This window comes from Wolbachia endosymbiont (group B) of Aricia artaxerxes (assembly GCF_964026975.1).
Classification (GTDB): Bacteria; Pseudomonadota; Alphaproteobacteria; order Rickettsiales; family Anaplasmataceae; genus Wolbachia.
Genome location: NZ_OZ034718.1, coordinates 1,022,516 through 1,043,182 on the forward strand (window position 1 = coordinate 1,022,516; position 20,667 = coordinate 1,043,182).

At 33.7% G+C, this 20,667-nt stretch carries 21 protein-coding genes and 1 pseudogene; 9 read left to right on the forward strand and 13 right to left on the reverse strand.

The annotated features are described in order from the left end of the window. Positions 1-3 precede the first annotated feature (3 nt). Entirely contained in the window at positions 4-1,338 is a 1,335-nt protein-coding gene (locus AAGE00_RS04600) for a recombinase family protein (RefSeq protein WP_341815179.1), read from the forward strand. Here the strand turns inward: AAGE00_RS04600 and AAGE00_RS04605 are convergent. Together AAGE00_RS04605 and AAGE00_RS04610 are read right to left on the reverse strand one after the other, a co-directional pair. After that, positions 1,255-1,869 carry a RadC family protein gene (locus AAGE00_RS04605; protein ID WP_213863718.1) on the reverse strand — a complete coding sequence of 205 codons (615 nt, stop codon included), beginning with the start codon at positions 1,867-1,869 and terminating at the stop codon, positions 1,255-1,257. The genes AAGE00_RS04600 and AAGE00_RS04605 overlap by 84 nt on opposite strands. Then, positions 1,862-3,592 (reverse strand): recombinase family protein, encoded by a 1,731-nt coding sequence (locus AAGE00_RS04610; protein ID WP_341815180.1) that lies wholly within the window; start codon positions 3,590-3,592, stop codon positions 1,862-1,864. Before AAGE00_RS04610 ends, AAGE00_RS04605 begins: the two co-directional genes overlap by 8 nt. 528 nt (positions 3,593-4,120) lie before the next feature. On the opposite strand from AAGE00_RS04610, the gene AAGE00_RS04615 reads away from it, so the two are divergent. Further along, positions 4,121-4,717: a hypothetical protein gene (locus AAGE00_RS04615; protein ID WP_341815156.1), complete on the forward strand. Its 597-nt coding sequence runs from the start codon at positions 4,121-4,123 to the stop codon at positions 4,715-4,717. Here AAGE00_RS04615 and AAGE00_RS04620 read toward each other — a convergent pair. Then, positions 4,701-5,660, reverse strand: a complete 960-nt coding sequence (locus tag AAGE00_RS04620) for an IS5 family transposase (RefSeq protein ID WP_341815149.1) — start codon at positions 5,658-5,660, stop codon at positions 4,701-4,703. The two genes, AAGE00_RS04615 and AAGE00_RS04620, sit on opposite strands and share 17 nt — an antisense overlap. Positions 5,661-5,869: 209 nt before the next feature. Between AAGE00_RS04620 and AAGE00_RS04625 the strand changes: the two genes are divergently transcribed. Continuing rightward, on the forward strand, positions 5,870-6,721 hold the full coding sequence (locus AAGE00_RS04625; RefSeq protein ID WP_341815157.1) for a hypothetical protein: 852 nt from the start codon (positions 5,870-5,872) through the stop codon (positions 6,719-6,721). An 8-nt stretch (positions 6,722-6,729) separates the two neighbouring features. After that, a complete protein-coding gene (locus AAGE00_RS04630) occupies positions 6,730-8,820 on the forward strand; it encodes a hypothetical protein (protein WP_341815158.1) in 2,091 nt (696 codons plus the stop codon). A 667-nt stretch (positions 8,821-9,487) separates the two neighbouring features. On the opposite strand, the pseudogene AAGE00_RS04635 reads toward AAGE00_RS04630, so the two are convergent. From AAGE00_RS04635 to AAGE00_RS04655, 6 genes and pseudogenes are all read right to left on the reverse strand, one after another. After that, positions 9,488-10,595 (reverse strand): annotated as a pseudogene (locus AAGE00_RS04635) (IS3 family transposase). A gap of 85 nt (positions 10,596-10,680) precedes the next feature. After that, positions 10,681-10,908, reverse strand: coding sequence for an ankyrin repeat domain-containing protein (locus AAGE00_RS07955; RefSeq protein ID WP_082246108.1), 228 nt, complete (start codon positions 10,906-10,908; stop codon positions 10,681-10,683). Positions 10,909-10,911: 3 nt separating this feature from the next. Further along, on the reverse strand, positions 10,912-11,043 hold the full coding sequence (locus AAGE00_RS04640) for an ankyrin repeat domain-containing protein (protein WP_007551899.1): 132 nt from the start codon (positions 11,041-11,043) through the stop codon (positions 10,912-10,914). A 296-nt stretch (positions 11,044-11,339) separates the two neighbouring features. Next, positions 11,340-11,717 (reverse strand): helix-turn-helix transcriptional regulator, encoded by a 378-nt coding sequence (locus AAGE00_RS04645; protein WP_341815159.1) that lies wholly within the window; start codon positions 11,715-11,717, stop codon positions 11,340-11,342. A gap of 40 nt (positions 11,718-11,757) precedes the next feature. Next, a complete protein-coding gene (locus tag AAGE00_RS04650; protein WP_264685158.1) occupies positions 11,758-12,090 on the reverse strand; it encodes a helix-turn-helix domain-containing protein in 333 nt (110 codons plus the stop codon). Positions 12,091-12,133: 43 nt separating this feature from the next. Beyond that, a complete protein-coding gene (locus AAGE00_RS04655) occupies positions 12,134-13,087 on the reverse strand; it encodes a hypothetical protein (RefSeq protein WP_341815160.1) in 954 nt (317 codons plus the stop codon). A 177-nt stretch (positions 13,088-13,264) separates the two neighbouring features. Between AAGE00_RS04655 and AAGE00_RS04660 the strand changes: the two genes are divergently transcribed. The 4 genes from AAGE00_RS04660 to AAGE00_RS04675 all read left to right on the forward strand — a co-directional run bounded on the left by AAGE00_RS04660 (position 13,265) and on the right by AAGE00_RS04675 (position 17,329). Next, positions 13,265-14,011, forward strand: coding sequence for a hypothetical protein (locus AAGE00_RS04660; protein ID WP_341815161.1), 747 nt, complete (start codon positions 13,265-13,267; stop codon positions 14,009-14,011). A gap of 325 nt (positions 14,012-14,336) precedes the next feature. Next, the gene (locus AAGE00_RS04665) at positions 14,337-16,004 is read left to right on the forward strand and encodes a recombinase family protein (protein ID WP_264704331.1); all 1,668 of its coding nucleotides are present in this window, start codon (positions 14,337-14,339) and stop codon (positions 16,002-16,004) included. An 82-nt stretch (positions 16,005-16,086) separates the two neighbouring features. Further along, positions 16,087-16,314, forward strand: a complete 228-nt coding sequence (locus AAGE00_RS04670) for a hypothetical protein (RefSeq protein ID WP_341815162.1) — start codon at positions 16,087-16,089, stop codon at positions 16,312-16,314. A 91-nt stretch (positions 16,315-16,405) separates the two neighbouring features. Continuing rightward, positions 16,406-17,329, forward strand: coding sequence for a helix-turn-helix transcriptional regulator (locus AAGE00_RS04675; protein WP_341815163.1), 924 nt, complete (start codon positions 16,406-16,408; stop codon positions 17,327-17,329). 123 nt (positions 17,330-17,452) lie between these two features. On the opposite strand, the gene AAGE00_RS04680 is transcribed toward AAGE00_RS04675, so the two are convergent. The 4 genes from AAGE00_RS04680 to AAGE00_RS04695 form a co-directional block, all read right to left on the reverse strand. Continuing rightward, positions 17,453-18,361: a patatin-like phospholipase family protein gene (locus AAGE00_RS04680; RefSeq protein ID WP_265024773.1), complete on the reverse strand. Its 909-nt coding sequence runs from the start codon at positions 18,359-18,361 to the stop codon at positions 17,453-17,455. Between the two features lie 15 nt (positions 18,362-18,376). Further along, positions 18,377-18,598, reverse strand: a complete 222-nt coding sequence (locus AAGE00_RS04685; RefSeq protein WP_341815164.1) for a hypothetical protein — start codon at positions 18,596-18,598, stop codon at positions 18,377-18,379. Positions 18,599-18,664: 66 nt separating this feature from the next. Continuing rightward, the gene (locus AAGE00_RS04690) at positions 18,665-19,195 is read right to left on the reverse strand and encodes an ankyrin repeat domain-containing protein (RefSeq protein ID WP_265024771.1); all 531 of its coding nucleotides are present in this window, start codon (positions 19,193-19,195) and stop codon (positions 18,665-18,667) included. Between the two features lie 52 nt (positions 19,196-19,247). Beyond that, positions 19,248-19,490, reverse strand: a complete 243-nt coding sequence (locus AAGE00_RS04695; protein WP_341815165.1) for a hypothetical protein — start codon at positions 19,488-19,490, stop codon at positions 19,248-19,250. Between the two features lie 102 nt (positions 19,491-19,592). On the opposite strand from AAGE00_RS04695, the gene AAGE00_RS04700 reads away from it, so the two are divergent. After that, complete coding sequence (locus AAGE00_RS04700) at positions 19,593-20,552, forward strand: IS5 family transposase (RefSeq protein WP_341815149.1); 960 nt, start codon at positions 19,593-19,595, stop codon at positions 20,550-20,552. The last annotated feature ends 115 nt before the right edge of the window (positions 20,553-20,667 follow it).

A 20,667-nucleotide genomic window follows, 5' to 3' on the forward strand; every position in this document is an offset into this window, starting at 1 on the left:
GCTATGCAACAAAGCCACCCAGAATCTCAATTACTGTTACAAATGCAAGGTATGATAGCAGAATATGAACGTGCGAAAATTATGGAACGAAGTCGTCGTGGTAAAATCTATGCAGCTAACAAAGGCTATGTAAATGTAATGGGAGGAGCTCCTTATGGTTATCGTTATATAGATAAGCATATGGGAGGAGGACAAGCTTTATTTGAGATTAACGAAAAAGAAGCTGATGTCGTTCGTAAAGTATTTTTGTGGATAGGCAGAGAAAGAACAAGTATTGGGGAAGTATGTCGTCGGCTAAATACTATGTCCATTAAGACACAAAAAGGAAAAGAACGCTGGAATAAAGGTACAATTTGGAGTATGTTGAAAAACCCTGCTTACAAAGGACAAGCAGCTTTTGGTAGAAGAAGGTTAGGAGTAAGATTAAAGCAAGTAAGACCACAGAAAGGCTCTTGTGAGCAGCCAAAAAGTAACCACTCTGTCTATCCTGTTGAAAAAGCAAATTGGATTTATATTAAAGTGCCAAATATAGTAGATGAAGATATATTTGATATTGTTCAAGAACAATTAGCTGAAAATAGAAAAGTAGCAAGGACAAGAAAAAGAGGAGCAAAGTACTTACTACAAGGTTTAGTCATATGTAAGCGTTGTAATTACGGATGTTACGGAACTTGCATGAGAAGTAGACGAGAAGAAGAAGGTGGTCATTATGCATATTACCGTTGTAGTGGTAAAGATTCTTACCGTTTTGGTGGTAATAAGATTTGTGACAATAAACCCATTCGCTCAGATGCATTAGAAACAGCTGTGTGGGAAGAGGTTAAGCAGTTATTGAAAAATCCAAACAGGATTTTAGAAGAATACAAGCGTAGGCTTTCAGAACTAAAAAAATCATCATTGGATCAAAAAAGTGACCTGCTAGAGAAACAAGAAAATAAATTAAAACGTGGTATTGCTAGACTTATCGATAGTTATGCTCAAGAATATATCAATCAAGAGGAATTTGAACCACGAATTAAAGCAATGAAACAAAGCTTAAAAACAATTAAAGAAGAGAAGAAAAAGATATTTTATCAAAAGGAATTAGAACAGGAGGTAACTCTGGTTGTGGCCAATTTAGAAGACTTTTCTTCCAATATTACGTTAAACCTTGATAACGCAGACTGGTTAACTAAACGTGATATTATCAGAACATTGGTCAAGAGAATTGAAATTAACCTTGAGGACGTAAATGTGGTATTTCGCGTAAAAGAGCTACCGAACTCTTCTGGACATAATGGAAAGGAAAATAAAAATTTGCAACATTGTCGTAGGTGTATTATCCTCATCCTCTTTTGATGGTTCTATATCTCCACTTGGATGATTATGTGAAATTGCAACAGATGCTGCATCAATCAGTAATCCCTGTTTTATTATTTCCCTCACATACAGAGGTACTCTGTCTATAGTTCCACAGTCTTGAATATACTCATATATTAAATGACCACTTCGATCTAAGTATACCACTCGTAAGCTTTCCTTTCGTGACTGCCCTATTGCTGCTTTAAAGTATTTTAGTAGCTCTTCTCTATTATCAAGAATTGACAATTTTTTTAACTTACCTTTCAGTATCCTATCAAAAATCTCTTTCAGACAAAAGATATTTGCTATTGCTCCATCATTCATTCCTGTAACGTTTTTTAGCTCATGAAAATCAGCATTAATTACCCTTCCTAAACTACTAAAGAGCTCAATTAGCCTTTTTGCCACTTCTCTTCCTTCTGCATATCCAGACAGAGTACGTTCTAGTAGCTCGTGATCCAATAAAGACCTGCCTCTGCTTGATAGAATACGAGTTTCCAATTTTTCTTTTCTCTCACTATTATTCATAAAAACCTCCAAGGTCAACATTATATACAAATTCAACGCCAGCTTTCTGACGCAGTAGTTCTCGAGGAATAACCCTTTTGAACTCTAAATTTGCAATGTTGTCCTTGTTGCTTTGACTGCTAGTACAACATTGCATAATTCTATTATGGCTATTTTGATCAAAATTTGCAAGACTTTTTATGCGAAATACTATATACAAGTGATTGTGATTGATTTCAATTTGATGAATTAACATTCTAATAATATTTTGCTTAGTCTGCCAATCCACTTGATCAAGCTTTGATTCAACACTTGAGGAAAAGTTTTTCAAGCTATCTGTAACAAGGCTCAATTCTTGTTGTAGTTTTTTTTGATCAAGCGTTCTTTCTTTCTCTTCTTCAATTTCTTTCAAATGCTGTTTCATTGTTGTGATTCTTGGTTCAAATTCTTCTTGGCTTATAAACCCTTTAGCATAGCTATCAATAAATTTTTTGATACTTAATCTTAACTTACTTTCTTGCTTTTCACGTGTTTGATTATGTAAAGGTTTTTTGTTCTCTGATAATCTACGTTGATATTCATTTGCAATCCTATCTGGCTCTTTCAAGATACTCTTGACTTCTTCCCATATAACTCCATCTAATATATCAGTGCGTATTGATTTATTATCGCAGATTTTATTGCCATTGAATTTGCTAGAGTTTGTACCAGAGCAACGATAGTAATAATATGTCGACTTTTTATGAACGTGGTTTGTACCACAATAAGTATATTGACAACGTTGACATACCATTAAACCTTGCAATAAATATGTTTCTCTTCTTTGTCGTACTCTTGCTCTTTGCCTATTTTCAGTTAGTTGTGCCTGCACTGAATCAAATAAATGCTCATTGATTATTTTTGGTACTGGAATATAAGTCCAATTCTCTTTATCACTATTAAAGCGACCACTTTTAAGTTTACCACAAGTTCCTTTTTTTGATTTTTTTACTTGTGGTTTTGAGCATGTCCTAGTTTTACCATAAGCTGCTTGTCCTATATAAGCAGGATTTTTTAACATGTTCCAAATAGTGCTCCTTTTCCAATACCTTTTTCCTGTTCGTGTTATTACCGGTATCTTATTCAGTTCATGTACAACTTCTCCTATACTTGCTCTTTCTTGGCCAACCCGACTAAATATTTTACGCACTATATTTGCCTCTTCTTCATCAACCTCAAATTGAGCACTTCCTTCACCTACATGTTTTGCTATGTAGCGATAACCGTAAGGCGCCCTACCCATCACACTTATACACCCAGCTTTGGCCGCATGAAGTTTACCTCTACGGTTTCGTTCCATAATCTTTGCACGTTCATACTCTGCTATTGCTCCCTGAATCTGTAGAAATAAATGGGAATCCGGATTATCATCAAACTTATGATTCAAAAATACTATTTCAGATCCAGCCTTTTTAAACTCTTCGAGTAAGATCATTTGATATGAAAATTTACGTGATAGCCGATCAGGTGAATGAATATATATCTTATCAATCTTACCTTCTGCTACTCTATCACGTAAATTTTCTAAGCCAGGACGTTCTAAATTTGATCCACTATAACCATTATCGACAAACTTATGCTCATCTAATAACTCATGTCCATCGCTACTAATGCGACGCTCCAATTCTACAATCTGACTCTCTATCGTATTCTCCTGTGCTTGTTGTCTTGATGAAACTCTTGCATATAAGCTTACTGTTGTCATTTTCTTTCACCTCCTTTATTTTACATTTCAATAATTGTTCATAAGCATCTGCTAGATATGTATCTGCCAATCGATTAGGCTTATAACCCCAAACAAATAAGCTCTCAATCTGTAATCCATAAAGCTTCTGATTTAATAGATACGATGTACTCATATAATTTTACTACAAAACTAATAATATAAAAGTTTTCTGATGTACGTCCCCAGAATGTGATCGTAAGGGTTCATTATAAATAATTCGGGAAATTTCGTCTCTTTAGACATATTAAGAGCTATGTAACGAACGTTTATATTTGTGAGTAATAGTAAGGCTCAAGGTAAGGAAAATGCTAGTGAGGTAAAGTAGAATAACGTTAATTTGATAATTTAAGCTCATTCCCTCTTGCTACATCTCTCTTTAATATCTCCTCTTTTGCAGCAGGTCTATAATTACTGCTTAAATTTAGGTGCACACTAATTTTTCGATTTATATATTATTCTAATGCTTGTATAATACCTTCATTGAATATTTGATTTTGAGGTAATTAGATGCCAAAAAGTAAAACTAAACGTGGAACGGAAGATTTGAAGGGTAATGCAGGCCCAAGCAAAAGATCTCGTCTCAGTTCTGATCCTAAAAAAAATAAAGAGATTATCTCTAGCAAAGTAATAAGTAAGCTGAAGGATGTTGTTAAAGGTGATAGAACTTCAGCTATTGAGGAATGGGTCAAGGCTCACCCTGTAACAGTAGAGGGTCTAACCGTTGAGCAATCGGACCTCTTATGTAATGCGTTTCGTGATGAATCTTGTTGGTCAGGTGCGACACTAGATGTTGCTAAATTGGTAGGAGAATTAGCTAAATCAGGTGTGTTGAATCCATTTGCTATATATAAAATAGCATGTATTGAGTGTGTAGAGAGTGAAATTAAGCAATTATTTGACAAGGCGTTAGAGTCTTTTAGATCTGACTTATCTCATAAAGGTGCATGTGAGGAAGATAGGAATTTAGCTTGCAGTGATAAGCTTGCAAGAGTTGAATTGTTAAGTTCCATGGGAAGACGTGATCCTGTTTTCAATTTCTGGATGGCTTTGTTGCATAGCACTGATAGGCATGTAAATCACAGTGAATTTACGCAGCTAATTTAAATTCAGCCATACCTATATCAGTAAATTTGTTCAATAAGTAGCACTTAATTAACAGCTCTTTTTCACGATTTACCTCTGATTTATTTTTCAAGCCAAACCCAAATATTTGCTTCAACCTATAGAAAAAGACTTCAATATAAGACCGTGCTCCATACTTAACTTTTTTCTTCCATTCATTAATACCATCTTCATAATTCTCATATGACCTAATTCTACTAATATACTTGTTTCTTTCTGATAAGTAGTCAGCTAAACAAATTTTAGTATCCTTCCTAGGGCGAATAATAGGCACAATATTGTATTTTCTGCATTCTTTATACACACTTTTTATATCATAAGCCGCATCTGCTCGAATAGAACAAATGTTATATTTATCACTGACTTCTTCTAACATATCGCAGACCGGCAAATAGTCTACAGCAACACCACTAGTGTAGTTCATGCTTATTGCTTTCTTATCATTTATGTTTAAAACAACATGTAATTTTCTTACTTGACCATAACCACTGTATTTTCTTTTTCGAATATTAAGCTTACTATGCCCACCGTTATTATTGTAGATACTAACTCTAGTGCTATCTACGGCAATTTCAACATTTTCCAGATCATCTTTATTGCTTCTATGGTCATCAATCTTCAAATTAAGCTTTTTAAATCTTCTGGAAGCTTGTGTATAGCTGATAATCTTAAGTTTTTTGCCTATTTGTACCATATAACCTTTTACAAAACCTACAGCTTGTCTCAAGCCAATTCTAAAAAGATGAACTATTATGTGTATTAAAATTACAACTTTATCACTATAAGTGTTATTGCCACCTGCAACTTTTGGACTATTTTCATACCAATTTTCTATGGCTTGATTAACAAAATGAAAAACATTTCCTCTTTTTTTGAGAAACTCGTTATATTCTCTTTGGTTACTTACTCTCATTTTTTGTGGCATAAGTTGTACTTGTTTGAAAAATGCCTATTTTACAACAAAATTCGTTAGTAGCCATATATTAAAAAGCTTTTCTTCTTACAATAACCTCAACCAACACTAGCTATGCAACAAAGCCTTTCTGGATTGATCAAGAATCAGGTAACCTTAGAGAAAATATAGAAGCAGAAGATGGATTTAATAAGGCTGTAGATTTCAAGTGGAGTAAGGGAGTGGAACACTTCTATAATCGTCTGTGTTCTGAAGAAAAATTAGTGAAAGAAGAGAGAGAAAAATTGCTAGTTTCTGCTATTGCAAAATTATCTCCATTGCAATCTAGCTATAAACTTGCTTCTACCTTAAGTTCCCTTCTAGGTAAAGTCATAAGCGCAAAAGTAGATCATAAGTCACTACTTGGGCTACCGAATAAGAAAGATAGGGGTGTGATCTATCGTCCTCTTAGTTACTTAGTAGAGCACGGTTTTCTTTGCACAACTAAGTATGTTATCCAGTACTTGAGCGAGGGATGTTCAAGATCTGAAGTAGAGAAAATGCTTTCACCTAGAGGATATGCACATCTTCTCTCATCGCTTTCATTTGTTGTAGTTTCTAAAGATTATGACTTGGATAACAGGAATGAAGCAAGGTCAGCTATTAGCAGTCTTTGGGAATCTAGTGTATTTAACCAAAATAAAATAAATGTTGTCGATCCTTTTAAAGATAGGATTGCTTTTGTTGCAATGGAAAATGCAATTTCAAATTTGATTGTAGATCAGGAGAACAGCAAGGATACTCAAAGTGCTGGCGATGGTGAAAAAGTTGATTTGGTCTTGAGTATTTTAAAGTTTGCTAAAGATTGTTGTTCAGACAAAAGCTTTAAATCATTAAAAGAGAGGATAGCAAATAGTTTAGATAAAACAAGGAATTCTAAGATGATAGATGCAACTAGCTCCTGCAATTTAATAGAAGAGTTGTGTAAGTCAGCGAGAAATTTGAATTTATTCTCTGCTAGCACTGAAGGTCCTCAATCTACGTTAGTGGGTACTAATGTTAGTATTTCGCCTGCTGCAGTTGTTAACAAATAGGAGTATTTATGCATGGTAATAATGAAGATCGTGAATTAGTTAGGGCTTTATTAAGTGGAGGTTGTGATGAGTTTAGTAGACAATTTGTAGGTTTTTTAAACAACTGTCCATCTTTTTTGCATTCGGCTAATAAGCCTGGCTTTTTTCCTACATTCTTTTTTGGTATGTTTTCTACTGCACATGATGCAGGTATATTAGTTGAAGATGAAAGAGTCTATTTTCGTTTTGACAATTATGGAAATCTAAAAGTTGCTGTTCTCACTAATAAAGAAAATAGAAGAATAGTCAGGTGTTATACTGTTGCTGATAATGAGAACAGCCCTGGGTCAAGGTTTAGTGCAGAAGAGAAGCAGCAGGTAGAAGAGAATCTTCCACAAGAATTACAGGAAGATAAGGATCTGGATTGGGAAGAGTATAAAATATTTCGGTTTGGAGAAGAATGTAGGTTTATTCATGAAATAGATAGATTTCCTCAACGTGATGAACCTGGAGCTCCAATTTTTCATGAAATTAACCCAATCAGAGAACAAGGTGAATTGTTAGACCTGATGAGTGAGTTGGCAAATGATGATACAGGAGAAGTGCGTACTAATGTTAAAAGAATTTTGGAATATGTTATTGATATCCATGATGAACATGAAGATAGCTTAGTGTTTCGTGCAGAGTCTGATTACCACGGTTTTCTGTGTGGGTTTTTAGTAAATTTTAGATACCGAGCTGTGGCTGATTTCTACCCAGAGCTACTTATAGGAAAAGGTTATGCAGATGTTGTTTTGCTTGTTCGTGGTGTTGATCAGACAAATGATTCGGTTCCAATTATAATTGAGTTGAAGGTTGGTGATGAGGAAGGATTAGAGCAAGCTAAAGATTATGCTAAAAGTTGTTCTGTTTCGTCTTTGCCTATTCATACCTCATCACCAAGTGCTGTTTGTGTAGCGTTAAATTTTCAATTACGTGGAGGTGCTGGTCTCCGAACTTCTGTGCAGGTCTTTTCAGAAGGTGGTCTTTCCTTAATACCGGGTTTACTACATCCTCATGGAAATGGAGTTAGGGGAAATGTAAAACGTTTTTTACAACCCATAGCATCAGAGTTCACTCAATCGCCTCATTGTAACACTTTTTCCTGTACGTCATCGTTTGTTTTTGGAAATGTTTTATCTACAAGGAGGGACTTAGAAACAAATGATGGGCGGGAGGTAAGGGTTACCAAGTATCTATTTAACCACTCTCAGGGAGAGAAAATGAAACGTACAGGTGGTAGGGGAGATGCAGCAGATATTGTAAGCCATGCGTTAACTTTAGCTCTATTTTTATCAAATATTGGTTTTGTTGTGCTTCACATTTTTCGTCGTTTAAAGTGGCAGACTTTACCAGACAAAGCATTGAACCTGTCGTTACTGCCTCAAGCCACAGATGATGCTAAGGTGCGTCAAGTACTTTGTGAAGTAGATGTCCAGGGTCATCTGGAAGTGGCTTCTGCAAAGAAATTCGAATCACTACGTGCTTACTCACGTTCTCATAGTGAAGGTTATTTCGAGGGAAGGTTTTCAGAACAAATGGGTAATGTTAGGAATTTACATCAACTTGCAGATCAGTTGATGAGTGCTGAGCCTAATTTTGGTAATGATGGTAATGTTAATGGTGAGTACAGGGCTAGGTATGAAGTTTTATTTAATGAGATTTCTCGTCTGTTGTCTCCGTTATTAAATGGAAACCGTCTACTCGTGAACAATGAAGCTAAATTTCAGGCTTTGTTGCGTGGGATATTTCAAAGTTGCGATAATCCTGCCAAGGTAATTATTGAGTTCCAGCTACAGAGAGGAAGGAAAATAGACCTAGTATTATCAAAATCTGCGGAAAATGATGATACTCATCCAATTGGAATAGAGTTGAAGTATGCTAACACCGCAGAACAAGTTGAACGAAAAAGGGTGGAGGCAAATCGACAGTTAAGTGAATACGAATTTTGTGGAGGATGCAAGCGTATTACTGGGGGAGATGCGATGGTTTTGTTATACGCTATATTAAATGCTGTAGGACAAGAGCAGGATCTGATATTGATTGGTGGGCTTCGTAGAGCATCTGGGTTTTCTAGATGACTTGTAACTAATAAAAGTACCAAAGATAAGGTTGTTTATGGGTAAAATTATGCATTAAGCTAGAGTACGTTTGAGTAAGGTTGGAGAAAAAGCAAGGTCTTTGAGCAAGAAAATTTGATTTATGTTTTCTTAAGTTAAAGTTAACCTGATGAAGTTTGTATAATTTATTGTTGGAGTTTTTTTGTTCTATTTTTACTGTAAGTTCAATCTGCTCTATCTTTGGTCTTTTTTTCTTAGTTTTGCGGCAAGTCTAATATTTTTACTACTTAATGGAATAACTTGCAGAAAGTGGAGATATAATGCTAAGGCAGAGGAGCTCAGACAGTTATCTTAAACAATAAAGAAATACTAAAGGCAAAAGATACGCTTGCGTAGTTCGAAAGCTTTCTATAGGATAAGCCTCACCTGATTTACAAATAGAATTGTTATGTTAGATGTTTGCTATTTATTCTTAAGCTCATTTTAACAGCATTTTGCTTTTTTTAGTATGTAGGGGTTTTCTAGGAATTATCCTACTGAATTCTATGATATTATTTTTTGTAACATTGTTATACATTATAATGCACCCATTTGTCTAGACCATTTTTTTCAAAGTGATCCGATTTTTAAAATGAATATGTTGATAAATACGTCGACACATATTTAAAGTATTTATGAATATATTCATTTACTGTTTATGATAATAGAGATCAGCAGGAACTTTATAATGTAGAGTCTGATGTCGCCTTCTATAGTTATACCAAGCAACAAAATCGTTTATTATAAGATTCAAATCTCTGATACTATTTGGTCTATAATAATATATAGCTTCTTGCTTTAAAGTTCTCCATAAGCGCTCAACAAATATATTGTCGAAGCAACGTCCTTTATGGTCCATACTGATTTTAATATTAGCACGCTCTAATTCCATAATAAAGTTGTAGCTAGTAAACTGCACCCCTTGATCACTATTAAAAATCTCAGGTTTACCTTGTTTTAGAGCTTCTTTGAGAGTATAAAGGCAAAATCCAGCATCGAGATATGGTGATAATGAATGAGCAATAATATAGCGACTATACAAGTCCATTATTGCCACAAAATAGACAAACTTACCTTCTACCATAATATATGTTATATCAGTAGCCCATACCTGATTAACTCTACAAATAATCAAATCTTTGAGTAAATAAGGATATATTTTATGCTTTTTTTCTTTAATACTTGTATTACATCTTTTTCTACAATACAGCCCACTAATCTTCATTTTTTTCATAATTCTTAAGATTTTTTTGTGATTGACTACTACTCCACTCGCTATGATCTCAGCAGTAATTTTACGATATCCATAACGGCAATCAGAAGCCAAATATACTTCTTGAATCAAATTTCACTTTCGTTATTAATTATAGGCCTATAATATAGGCTAGATCTGCAAATCCCCAGTAAATCAGCCTGTTTCCTAATTGACAGATCAGAATCTTTTTCTATAAATCTTACTCTATCTTTTTTGCTTATTTCAGTAATTTTTTTTTCAAATAACTATTTTCCACTGTCAATTCTCCTATTACTTTATGTAAACTTTCTATTTCTTGCGCTAAGATTCTTTGTTTTCTCGCACTTTCACTTTCTTCAACAAATAGGTCTTTTAACCTTGCCAATACTCTATCACGCCAATCATATAGATTTGTTGATGGTATTTTATATTCACTACATATCTCAGCTGTGCTTCTTTGATTTTTTATTGCTTCCAAAGCTATCTTTGCTTTTAACTCTGGTTCATATTTTTTTGTTGCCATACTTTTACCCCTTTACTTTCCTACTCGGATCAACCATTTTTTTTTTGGTCTAGTTTATGGGGTGCATTATATTCTATGAGAAATTCTACAGATGGTAAATGGCCTTCCTTGGCAGCATAGTAGACTGATCTGTAGTTTTAGAATTATTAATATTAGAATTATTAATAAATGATTCTTGTTGTTGCTTTTCTATTAGAAGCTTTACAATTCCTAGATATCCTTTATTGGTAGCATAATGCAAAGGAGTCCAATTGTTTTTACCTTTTGTACCAACTTCTACTCCCTTATTAAGAGAAAATTTTACAATATCGATATTTCAAAAATCAGCTGCAATATGAATAGGCTTGTTTTCGTCATTAGTTTTAGCGTTAAAACTTACACCTTTATTATTTACTAAAAATTTTGTTACTTCTAAGCTATCAAACTTAGCTGGATGGTGCACAGCCACCTTGACCAAAAAATCATCCCCCTATCGCGTTCTTATCATTATGCCTTATACGCTGTATTACACCTTCAGATATAGTCATTGCTAACCTCCAACATCCTTGCTAATAAACCCTCGCTAAAACTGCCGAAAAGACTTTATAAGTTAATATTCTAAATCTCAATATTTCATGGTGCAGGTTTTTATTTTAAAACATTATACTTTGTGTAGGGTATAACTACACGCATCAAAGTGAAAGAAAAGCAAAATGATGAAGAAAATGAAAGTTTAAGTTTTCTTCAACGACTCAAGGAGAGAATTTATGCTTTAAAGCCTGTATTAGCAAGAGCCTTAATCACTAAATGAACAATGTCACGCAGAGTTTCATCCTCAATTTTTCTATATTCCCTCACTAGCCTTGATATTTCTTCGCTGCCTACATCGCTATGGAAGGCCTTATCATGTAAGTCTTCAGAGGCTTTGGTAAAAAAATACGACATATCAACCGATAGTACTTCTGCTAATTTATATAACCTATCAACTACAAGCCTAATCTCTCCGCTTTCATATCCTTGTACATGCTGGAATGAAATTTCAAGCTTTTTTCCTAAGTCTCTTTGACTAAAACCACACATTAGCCTTCTTTTCCTTATTCTTTCACCTATTTGTTTATCAATAGGATGTTGTTTATCTTGCACAATCACTTATTAATACCTTAACTTGTATATTAAAGTAGTACTAACTTTCATTATAACTTTGAGAAAAAGATTTTACCAATGTATAAACTACACTACGTAACCTTTTGCCTTTAATTTCATTATATCCTTTGACTAACTTTAGTATTTCTTCATCATAAGCTTCATGTGAGTCAGTGTGCATATCAGTAAAAAAGTTAGCAACATCTATCGATAGTGCTTTTGCTAAATCATATAATCTACTGGCCAAAACACAATTTGAACCATTTTCGTACTTTTGTATCTGTCTATACGAAACACCTATTCTCTTTCCCAATTCGGTCTGTGTCAAAGCACGATCTAACCTAAGTTGTTTTATTTTTTTACCTAATTGCACTTTTCACCTCTTATTCAAATTTACAACAAATTTTATGAAAAAGCTAGCAAAGTAATTGCTTTAATAATTTCTGCCTCTCGCTAATTAAATCGTTTGGCCTTACGTATTTTTTCTCAATTTCCCTCATCTCTTTTTCTCGTTCTGCAATGCTATTTCGTATTACTTCAGCCGAGTATCTGCTTTTGCCACTTGCAAACTCTGATCTTAATCTTCTAACCTTGTATTCGAGCTCAGCAAATCTTTCGTGTTGCTCAAGAAGTTCTATCATATGACTAATTTCAGAGTTTAGCTTTTTTTCCTCAACATCTTTCACAATAAAAGAAAGCAGAAGCTTATCTATTTGGTAATCAATATTTGGTTGGGTAGCAAACAGATTGATCATAGCTTTTACATCAGTAGGATTTGCAACTAATAAGCTAAAATTACTACATAAAAAACTATAGAACTTTATCGTCTTCACAAGATAATTTTTCATATCTTGTGATAATTGCAATTCTTTGTGAATTCCTGATAACGATATTTTTAATTCTTCCAAATATTTCGTATCAAAATTACTTACTTTTTCAGGTACAAGAATCATGAGCAGCTTTTTTATGAGCTCAACATCATTTGACTTAACTGCATTATAAAGAGCTTTATCCTTATCTTTTTTTAAATCATAAAGCTCTGATGAGTTATCTATACTGAATAAATAGTTTGCTACGTCAGTGTTTCCTTGAGGAGAATAGATCAGAATATCCAATTCTCTTAGCGGGTGGTCATCATTAAACTTTTCTAGTAACTGCTTATCGGTAGTTTCCTCTATTGCTAAAGCAGCTTTACTGATCTTTTTCAGTTCAGAAACATTATCTCTTGAATTTTCAAGTATGTCTTTAGCCTTGTCTAGCAGCTGCTCATATAGAATTATTTTTTCTTCATTATCAAGTAGCTGACAATGCTTCTTCAACTTTTCAGTGGAGTAAGACAAGAGATCCATTTCTTTCAGTTTTACAATCATAATACCCAACTTTGATTGAAATTGAAATAATTTTTACAAGATGTGTTTTTCTAGTGTAAATGCCCGTAAAACTTGTTATTATAATATACAGTAAATTAATAAGTCGTATAATATTAACAATTAAATAATATTTATCACGATATGATCGAATAGTAATTAGATTAAGTGAGAGTTACAATGAAAAAAATAAATAGTAAAAGATTGTCTAGTAAAATGTTAAAAGCGGTAGAGCGAATAGCAAAAGAAGGATTATTGCCTAATTTAATAAAAGCTGCTCCAACAGCGAATAAAAAGATTAGTAAATTACCTGTCTTAACATATCCTGAGAAGCTCAATCCATTTCGATCAGCTTTATGCAGGACAAGACTAAGTGAATATGAAAATATGAAACTAAATGAATTCCTGGAAAAAGCTATTGCAGCTAAAAATATAAACGAGTTAAGTAAAGTTATCGATGAAGCTTTGGACTTAGGAATAAGAATAAATGCTGCCAATGAAGATGGCTTTAGCTTCGCTAACGTTACAATGTTTAAGATTTATCGTGATGAATTCAAAGGAAATAAACAAGAAGATATAATCAGGAAGTTAGCCTTAAATGGAGCAGAATTTAATGTACAAGTTGATAAGAAAATAACTGAAAAAGTGCAAAAAGAAATTGAGCCACAAATATATAATCTACTCAAAAAGCTCAGGGAAGTTGGAGAGAACGCTACTATAGAAGGGACTGTTGAAAATGTAGAAATCGATAATAAGACCTTCTATATTGAATTTTCACATAGCTGCATAGTTGATGTTGCAAAAGTTATAGAAGGTGCAAAAAACTTGGGCCTGAGCAAGGGAGATTTAAATCTTGGTGGCAATATCCTAAAAATAGGTGATGGTGAAGTTGAAGTGAAAACTGGAAAAGATGGAAAAAGAGACTAAGTGGATATATCGGATAACAGCGCTTTTACACTACCGACAATGTTGCAAAAAACATAAAAATAAAACTAGAGAAAACCATTTCTCGAAAACTTCTGTGTCCAGAACCAAGAGTCCGATTTACTTATAGCGCTAATAATCAATTAACCATCGGCTTTAAGGAATGATATGAACATATTATTTCAAGGAAAAGTCATGAGAAACAAGAGATTAGCTATCCAAATTAGCTGTAGCTATGAACCTAATCGGTTAGCAGAACAATGCTTATCAGATGCTTATGAAAAGGTAGTGTCAAAGGAAATAAGTCAAAAAAACTTAAAACATAAAAATGGGATTCAAGGAGGGTCAAATGGTAACAGTATGTTTATATGCGAGAGTTTCTTCGGGGAAACAAGTAGAAGGAAATACGATAGAAAGTCAAATTGCAGCTTTAGAGAAGCAAATTAATCTGGACGGATACAGATTGTTAAGTGAGTATAAATTTATTGATAACGGCTACAGTGGATCTCATTTAGTCCGCCCTGATTTAGAAAAATTACGTGATAAAGTAACAGAAGGTAAAATTGATAAGATTTACATTCATTCTCCTGATCGTTTATCTAGAAAATATGCATATCAAATGGTGCTGATTGAAGAATTTGAAAAAGCAGGAGCAAAAGTGGTTTTTTTAAATTATGAGATTAACGGTAACCCAGAATCTCAATTACTGTTACAAATGCAAGGTATGATAGCAGAATATGAACGTGCGAAAATTATGGAACGAAGTCGTCGTGGTAAAATCTATGCAGCTAACAAAGGCTATGTAAATGTAATGGGAGGAGCTCCTTATGGTTATCGTTATATAGATAAGCATATGGGAGGAGGACAAGCTTTATTTGAGATTAACGAAAAAGAAGCTGATGTCGTTCGTAAAGTATTTTTGTGGATAGGCAGAGAAAGAACAAGTATTGGGGAAGTATGTCGTCGGCTAAATACTATGTCCATTAAGACACAAAAAGGAAAAGAACGCTGGAATAAAGGTACAATTTGGAGTATGTTGAAAAACCCTGCTTACAAAGGACAAGCAGCTTTTGGTAGAAGAAGGTTAGGAGTAAGATTAAAGCAAGTAAGACCACAGAAAGGCTCTTGTGAGCAGCCAAAAAGTAACCACTCTGTCTATCCTGTTGAAAAAGCAAATTGGATTTATATTAAAGTGCCAAATATAGTAGATGAAGATATATTTGATATTGTTCAAGAACAATTAGCTGAAAATAGAAAAGTAGCAAGGACAAGAAAAAGAGGAGCAAAGTACTTACTACAAGGTTTAGTCATATGTAAGCGTTGTAATTACGGATGTTACGGAACTTGCATGAGAAGTAGACGAGAAGAAGAAGGTGGTCATTATGCATATTACCGTTGTAGTGGTAAAGATTCTTACCGTTTTGGTGGTAATAAGATTTGTGACAATAAACCCATTCGCTCAGATGCATTAGAAACAGCTGTGTGGGAAGAGGTTAAGCAGTTATTGAAAAATCCAAACAGGATTTTAGAAGAATACAAGCGTAGGCTTTCAGAACTAAAAAAATCATCATTGGATCAAAAAAGTGACCTGCTAGAGAAACAAGAAAATAAATTAAAACGTGGTATTGCTAGACTTATCGATAGTTATGCTCAAGAATATATCAATCAAGAGGAATTTGAACCACGAATTAAAGCAATGAAACAAAGCTTAAAAACAATTAAAGAAGAGAAGAAAAAGATATTTTATCAAAAGGAATTAGAACAGGAGGTAACTCTGGTTGTGGCCAATTTAGAAGACTTTTCTTCCAATATTACGTTAAACCTTGATAACGCAGACTGGTTAACTAAACGTGATATTATCAGAACATTGGTCAAGAGAATTGAAATTAACCTTGAGGACGTAAATGTGGTATTTCGCGTAAAAGAGCTACCGAACTCTTCTGGACATAATGGAAAGGAAAATAAAAATTTGCAACATTGTCGTAGGTGTATTTGAAATAACATTTCCTACAAGTATTGGTAGCCTAAAAATTGTAGTATACCATAATGCGGAAAATGACAGTCAAGTAGAGGTCAGAGTGGCAGATAAAGAAATGTGGTCTGAACTACAAAAGAGAGGGGAAAATATAGGAAAAGGGTGTTTTTTTGGAGGAATGACGGTCACAGAAGCGGTAGAAAAAGGAAGTTTTCCTAGGAGTGGCAAGTGGAGTAAAGATAAGGTTGAAAAGACAATTAGTAATAGCGAAACATTATCGTGGGTTGATAAGGTATGTGGAGGTAGTAAAGAAACTTCTCGGAAACTTTAAACGAAGGGAGGTTTTCTTCCCTTCTTACTTACAACCATAAAATTGAAAAAGGCTTTCTAACAGATGTTTATTTCGGTAAAATTGTTACGATATGGCAAATATCTCTATAAGATACAAAATAGCACAAAAAGTAAGAAGCTGGAGGCTAAAACAAAAGTATACCCTAAAAGATTTAGTAGATAAAACCGGCATAAAATATCATACATTGCTAAGATATGAGCAAGGAGCATGTGGCATTCCAACTAAAAAATTAAAAGTAATAGCGGAAGCATTATCAGTTCATGTTGGCAGCTTATTTCCTAGACAAAAAGTACTGAGAGAAAATTGTTCTTTTAACAAAGAATGGATGATAGCAAAAATAAAGGGACAAGAATCATGCAAGTTGATTCGCGACTTAACTGGGTTTATTCAAGCTGAAGAGGAAAATAATGTAAAAGCTGCAAGGGTAAGCATGGCCAAGAACTTAGCGAAAGTAGGGTTTGATAATGATATTATCTATCGGGCAACTGGTTTATCAACTGAAGAATATGATGAGAAAAAAGGCTCTGAGCATTCAAACGAAGGACAAGAGATAAAAAAATGGAGAATAATAAGGGGATATACTCAAGAGGATTTAGCAAGAGAGCTAGATATAGGACCATCACAGATACATCACTATGAACAAGGTAGTGTTACTATTTTAAGCGAAAGATTATGGGAAATAGCAGAGAAGTTATCAGTGAATGCTGAAGATCTGATGAAGAAGTATGAAGAAGATAATTGCAAAGCAGAAAACGAGCTATTAAGTTGGGTGAGAGAGTCTAAAAAAATTGACAATCAAGAATCACGAGATGAACTGGATATATGGGTAGAATTTTTATCGCAAAGAAAGCAAGTTTACAAAGAAAAGATTTATAAAGCAGAGGCAATAAAAGTTGCGAATAATTTACGTATGTTGGACGTTTCTATTGATGCTATTTCTAAAATAGCAGATTTATCTATTGAGGAGCTTGAAAATTATGCTTTCAAAACTTAGCCTGGGTTAAAAACAGCGATAGTTTATTGACTCAGAAATAATATATTAAGATATAAATAAAAGTAGTTAATATATCTACTCTAAACTCTTGTTTAGCTCTGCAGAATTTGGCATCTCTACTTATCAAGATATAACATCACAGAATTTATCTATCAGTTCCTGATTGTCCTCTATCATTGCCTTTGCCTCTTGCTGAAGAGATTTGATATTTTTTGATGTAATATTATCCATGTCAGGTGATGCTATTTTTAGTTGCGATTGTATGCGTATATATTTATCACCTATAACTTGATCAAGTTGGTAATTTACTGCATCTAAACTTGAGGCAAACATCACATGTAGTAGTGGTTTTATCCAGCCTATTTTTCCCAATCTCTTTGAATTGGCTATGCTTCTATCTGTTCTGCCAGTACCTATCGATAACAGTAGAATATCATCATTTGGAAATAACCTCTTACCACTTGCATATGCACAAGCCGCTGGATTATTGGCAAAAACCCCTCCATCCACTAATACTCTGTCTATCTGGTTGATTTTTAGATGTTTTGGTATGAAATAAGTAGGTGCAGCTGTTGTAGCTCTGAGTGCATCTTTCAGCTTAATATTACCTTCTTTCCAGCTTTTGAAGAAAAATGGACAATTATTGTTAATATCGTAACTTGTGATTAGCAAATTACTTAATGTCTTTTTTAGAATATCCTCTCCAAAATATTTATCCAGTACAGATTCAATATTTTTATGTGGATATTGTGCGCAGTGAAACCAAGATAGTATTGATCGCCTAAAAAATGAAGACTTAAAAATATATGGTCCATATTCCCGATAGAACTCGACTAAATCATTAGCAGAATATTGAGGTTTATCTTTTTTACATAATCCTGCTACAACAATTCCACCAGTTGAGGTTCCTGCGATCAGATCAAAGATTTCAGCTATCGGTTTCTTTGCCATCTTTTCTATTTCTGCTAGAATAATGGCTGGTATTATGCCCCTTATGCCTCCGCCATCAACAGACAAGATATATCTAGTCATTGTAAAATTCAGTCGTTATTTGTGTTTGTGAATAGCTTCAAGTTCGTTGACTTCTTCAGTGAGGTTTTTCACTCTCTCTTCAAGTCGATAGACTATTTCTATTAGTCCTTGGTTTTTTTCTATAAATTTATCATTGATTTGTACACGTAAGTCGAGTTTTGCCAACCACCATATGAACCCTATAGTCTGTACAGCTGTTGTTATTATTACCGCTATTGGGATTTTTTGCTTTTTCATGTAAGAATATTAATCCATTATGGATAGTTTTGGAAGTTTATATACAGATTATAGAAACTTATAGCTTCAGTGATTACTCTTTGTTGATTCGTATCGATCCTCTGCTTCTGCAAGTAGCTTAATGATTTCTCTGTAAGGTTTATCTTTATTGTGCCTTGATCTTAGTACAGCTACATCTCTTGGGTTTTTCCCATCTGTGTCTCTAATGGTAGGGTCTGCACCTTTGTCTAATAAAAACTTAATAACTTCTAGGTGTCCTTCACCTGCAGCGTGATGTAAAGCTATTCTTTTAAATGCATTTCTATCAAGTGCGTTTATATTTACTTTTTCCTCTTCTATTAAAAATCTGATAATGTCTAAACATCCTTTTCTTGCTGCAAAATGTAACGTTGTTCCACTCAAGTTTGGAGCCATGTCTTTTACTAAAAGTTTTACTATTTCTAAGTTGCAATTATTAGTAGCCACTTGTAATGTTTTGTTATAATTATCTGCAGCTTTAGATCTTTGGTAGCAATAAGTAATAACAACACATACCATTAATATTATAAACCATACAAAATGTATTTTTTCCTTTTCATTACATTTCAGTTGACTCATATTCAGTAGTTTCTTTACATTGAATAGACTATATACTTATTTTTCCTTAACGTTACTTACTCAAAGATGCTGATAACATAGTAAGGTAGCCTGAGCTATTTAGAGTATGCTCCGCTCTATTAACTATCCATTCACCATCTACCGCTTGGTTAAAGTCTATAAGATTAAGTTTAGCTTCTGCAAAAATTTGAGGATTACCAGGCATAGTTATATCTAAAGTTTCATTGTTACGCTTCAATTGTTTCAACTTGGCATTTGCTGCACTCAGCGCTGACTCTGCATGGCTTTGTTGCATAGCTAGTGTTGGTTGAGGTTATTGTAAGAAGAAAAGCTTTTTAATATATGGCTACTAACGAATTTTGTTGTAAAATAGGCATTTTTCAAACAAGTACAACTTATGCCACAAAAAATGAGAGTAAGTAACCAAAGAGAATATAACGAGTTTCTCAAAAAAAGAGGAAATGTTTTTCATTTTGTTAATCAAGCCATAGAAAATTGGTATGAAAATAGTCCAAAAGTTGCAGGTGGCAATAACACTTATAGTGATAAAGTTGTAATTTTAATACACATAATAGTTCATCTTTTTAGAATTGGCTTGAGACAAGCTGTAGGTTTTGTAAAAGGTTATATGGTACAAATAGGCAAAAAACTTAAGATTATCAGCTATACACAAGCTTCCAGAAGATTTAAAAAGCTTAATTTGAAGATTGATGACCATAGAAGCAATAAAGATGATCTGGAAAATGTTGAAATTGCCGTAGATAGCACTAGAGTTAGTATCTACAATAATAACGGTGGGCATAGTAAGCTTAATATTCGAAAAAGAAAATACAGTGGTTATGGTCAAGTAAGAAAATTACATGTTGTTTTAAACATAAATGATAAGAAAGCAATAAGCATGAACTACACTAGTGGTGTTGCTGTAGACTATTTGCCGGTCTGCGATATGTTAGAAGAAGTCAGTGATAAATATAACATTTGTTCTATTCGAGCAGATGCGGCTTATGATATAAAAAGTGTGTATAAAGAATGCAGAAAATACAATATTGTGCCTATTATTCGCCCTAGGAAGGATACTAAAATTTGTTTAGCTGACTACTTATCAGAAAGAAACAAGTATATTAGTAGAATTAGGTCATATGAGAATTATGAAGATGGTATTAATGAATGGAAGAAAAAAGTTAAGTATGGAGCACGGTCTTATATTGAAGTCTTTTTCTATAGGTTGAAGCAAATATTTGGGTTTGGCTTGAAAAATAAATCAGAGGTAAATCGTGAAAAAGAGCTGTTAATTAAGTGCTACTTATTGAACAAATTTACTGATATAGGTATGGCTGAATTTAAATTAGCTGCGTAAATTCACTGTGATTTACATGCCTATCAGTGCTATGCAACAAAGCCATTAAGAGTCTAATGAACTGTGTAAAATAGCTATAAAGATTGCACATAGAATTATATAAATTAATATCATA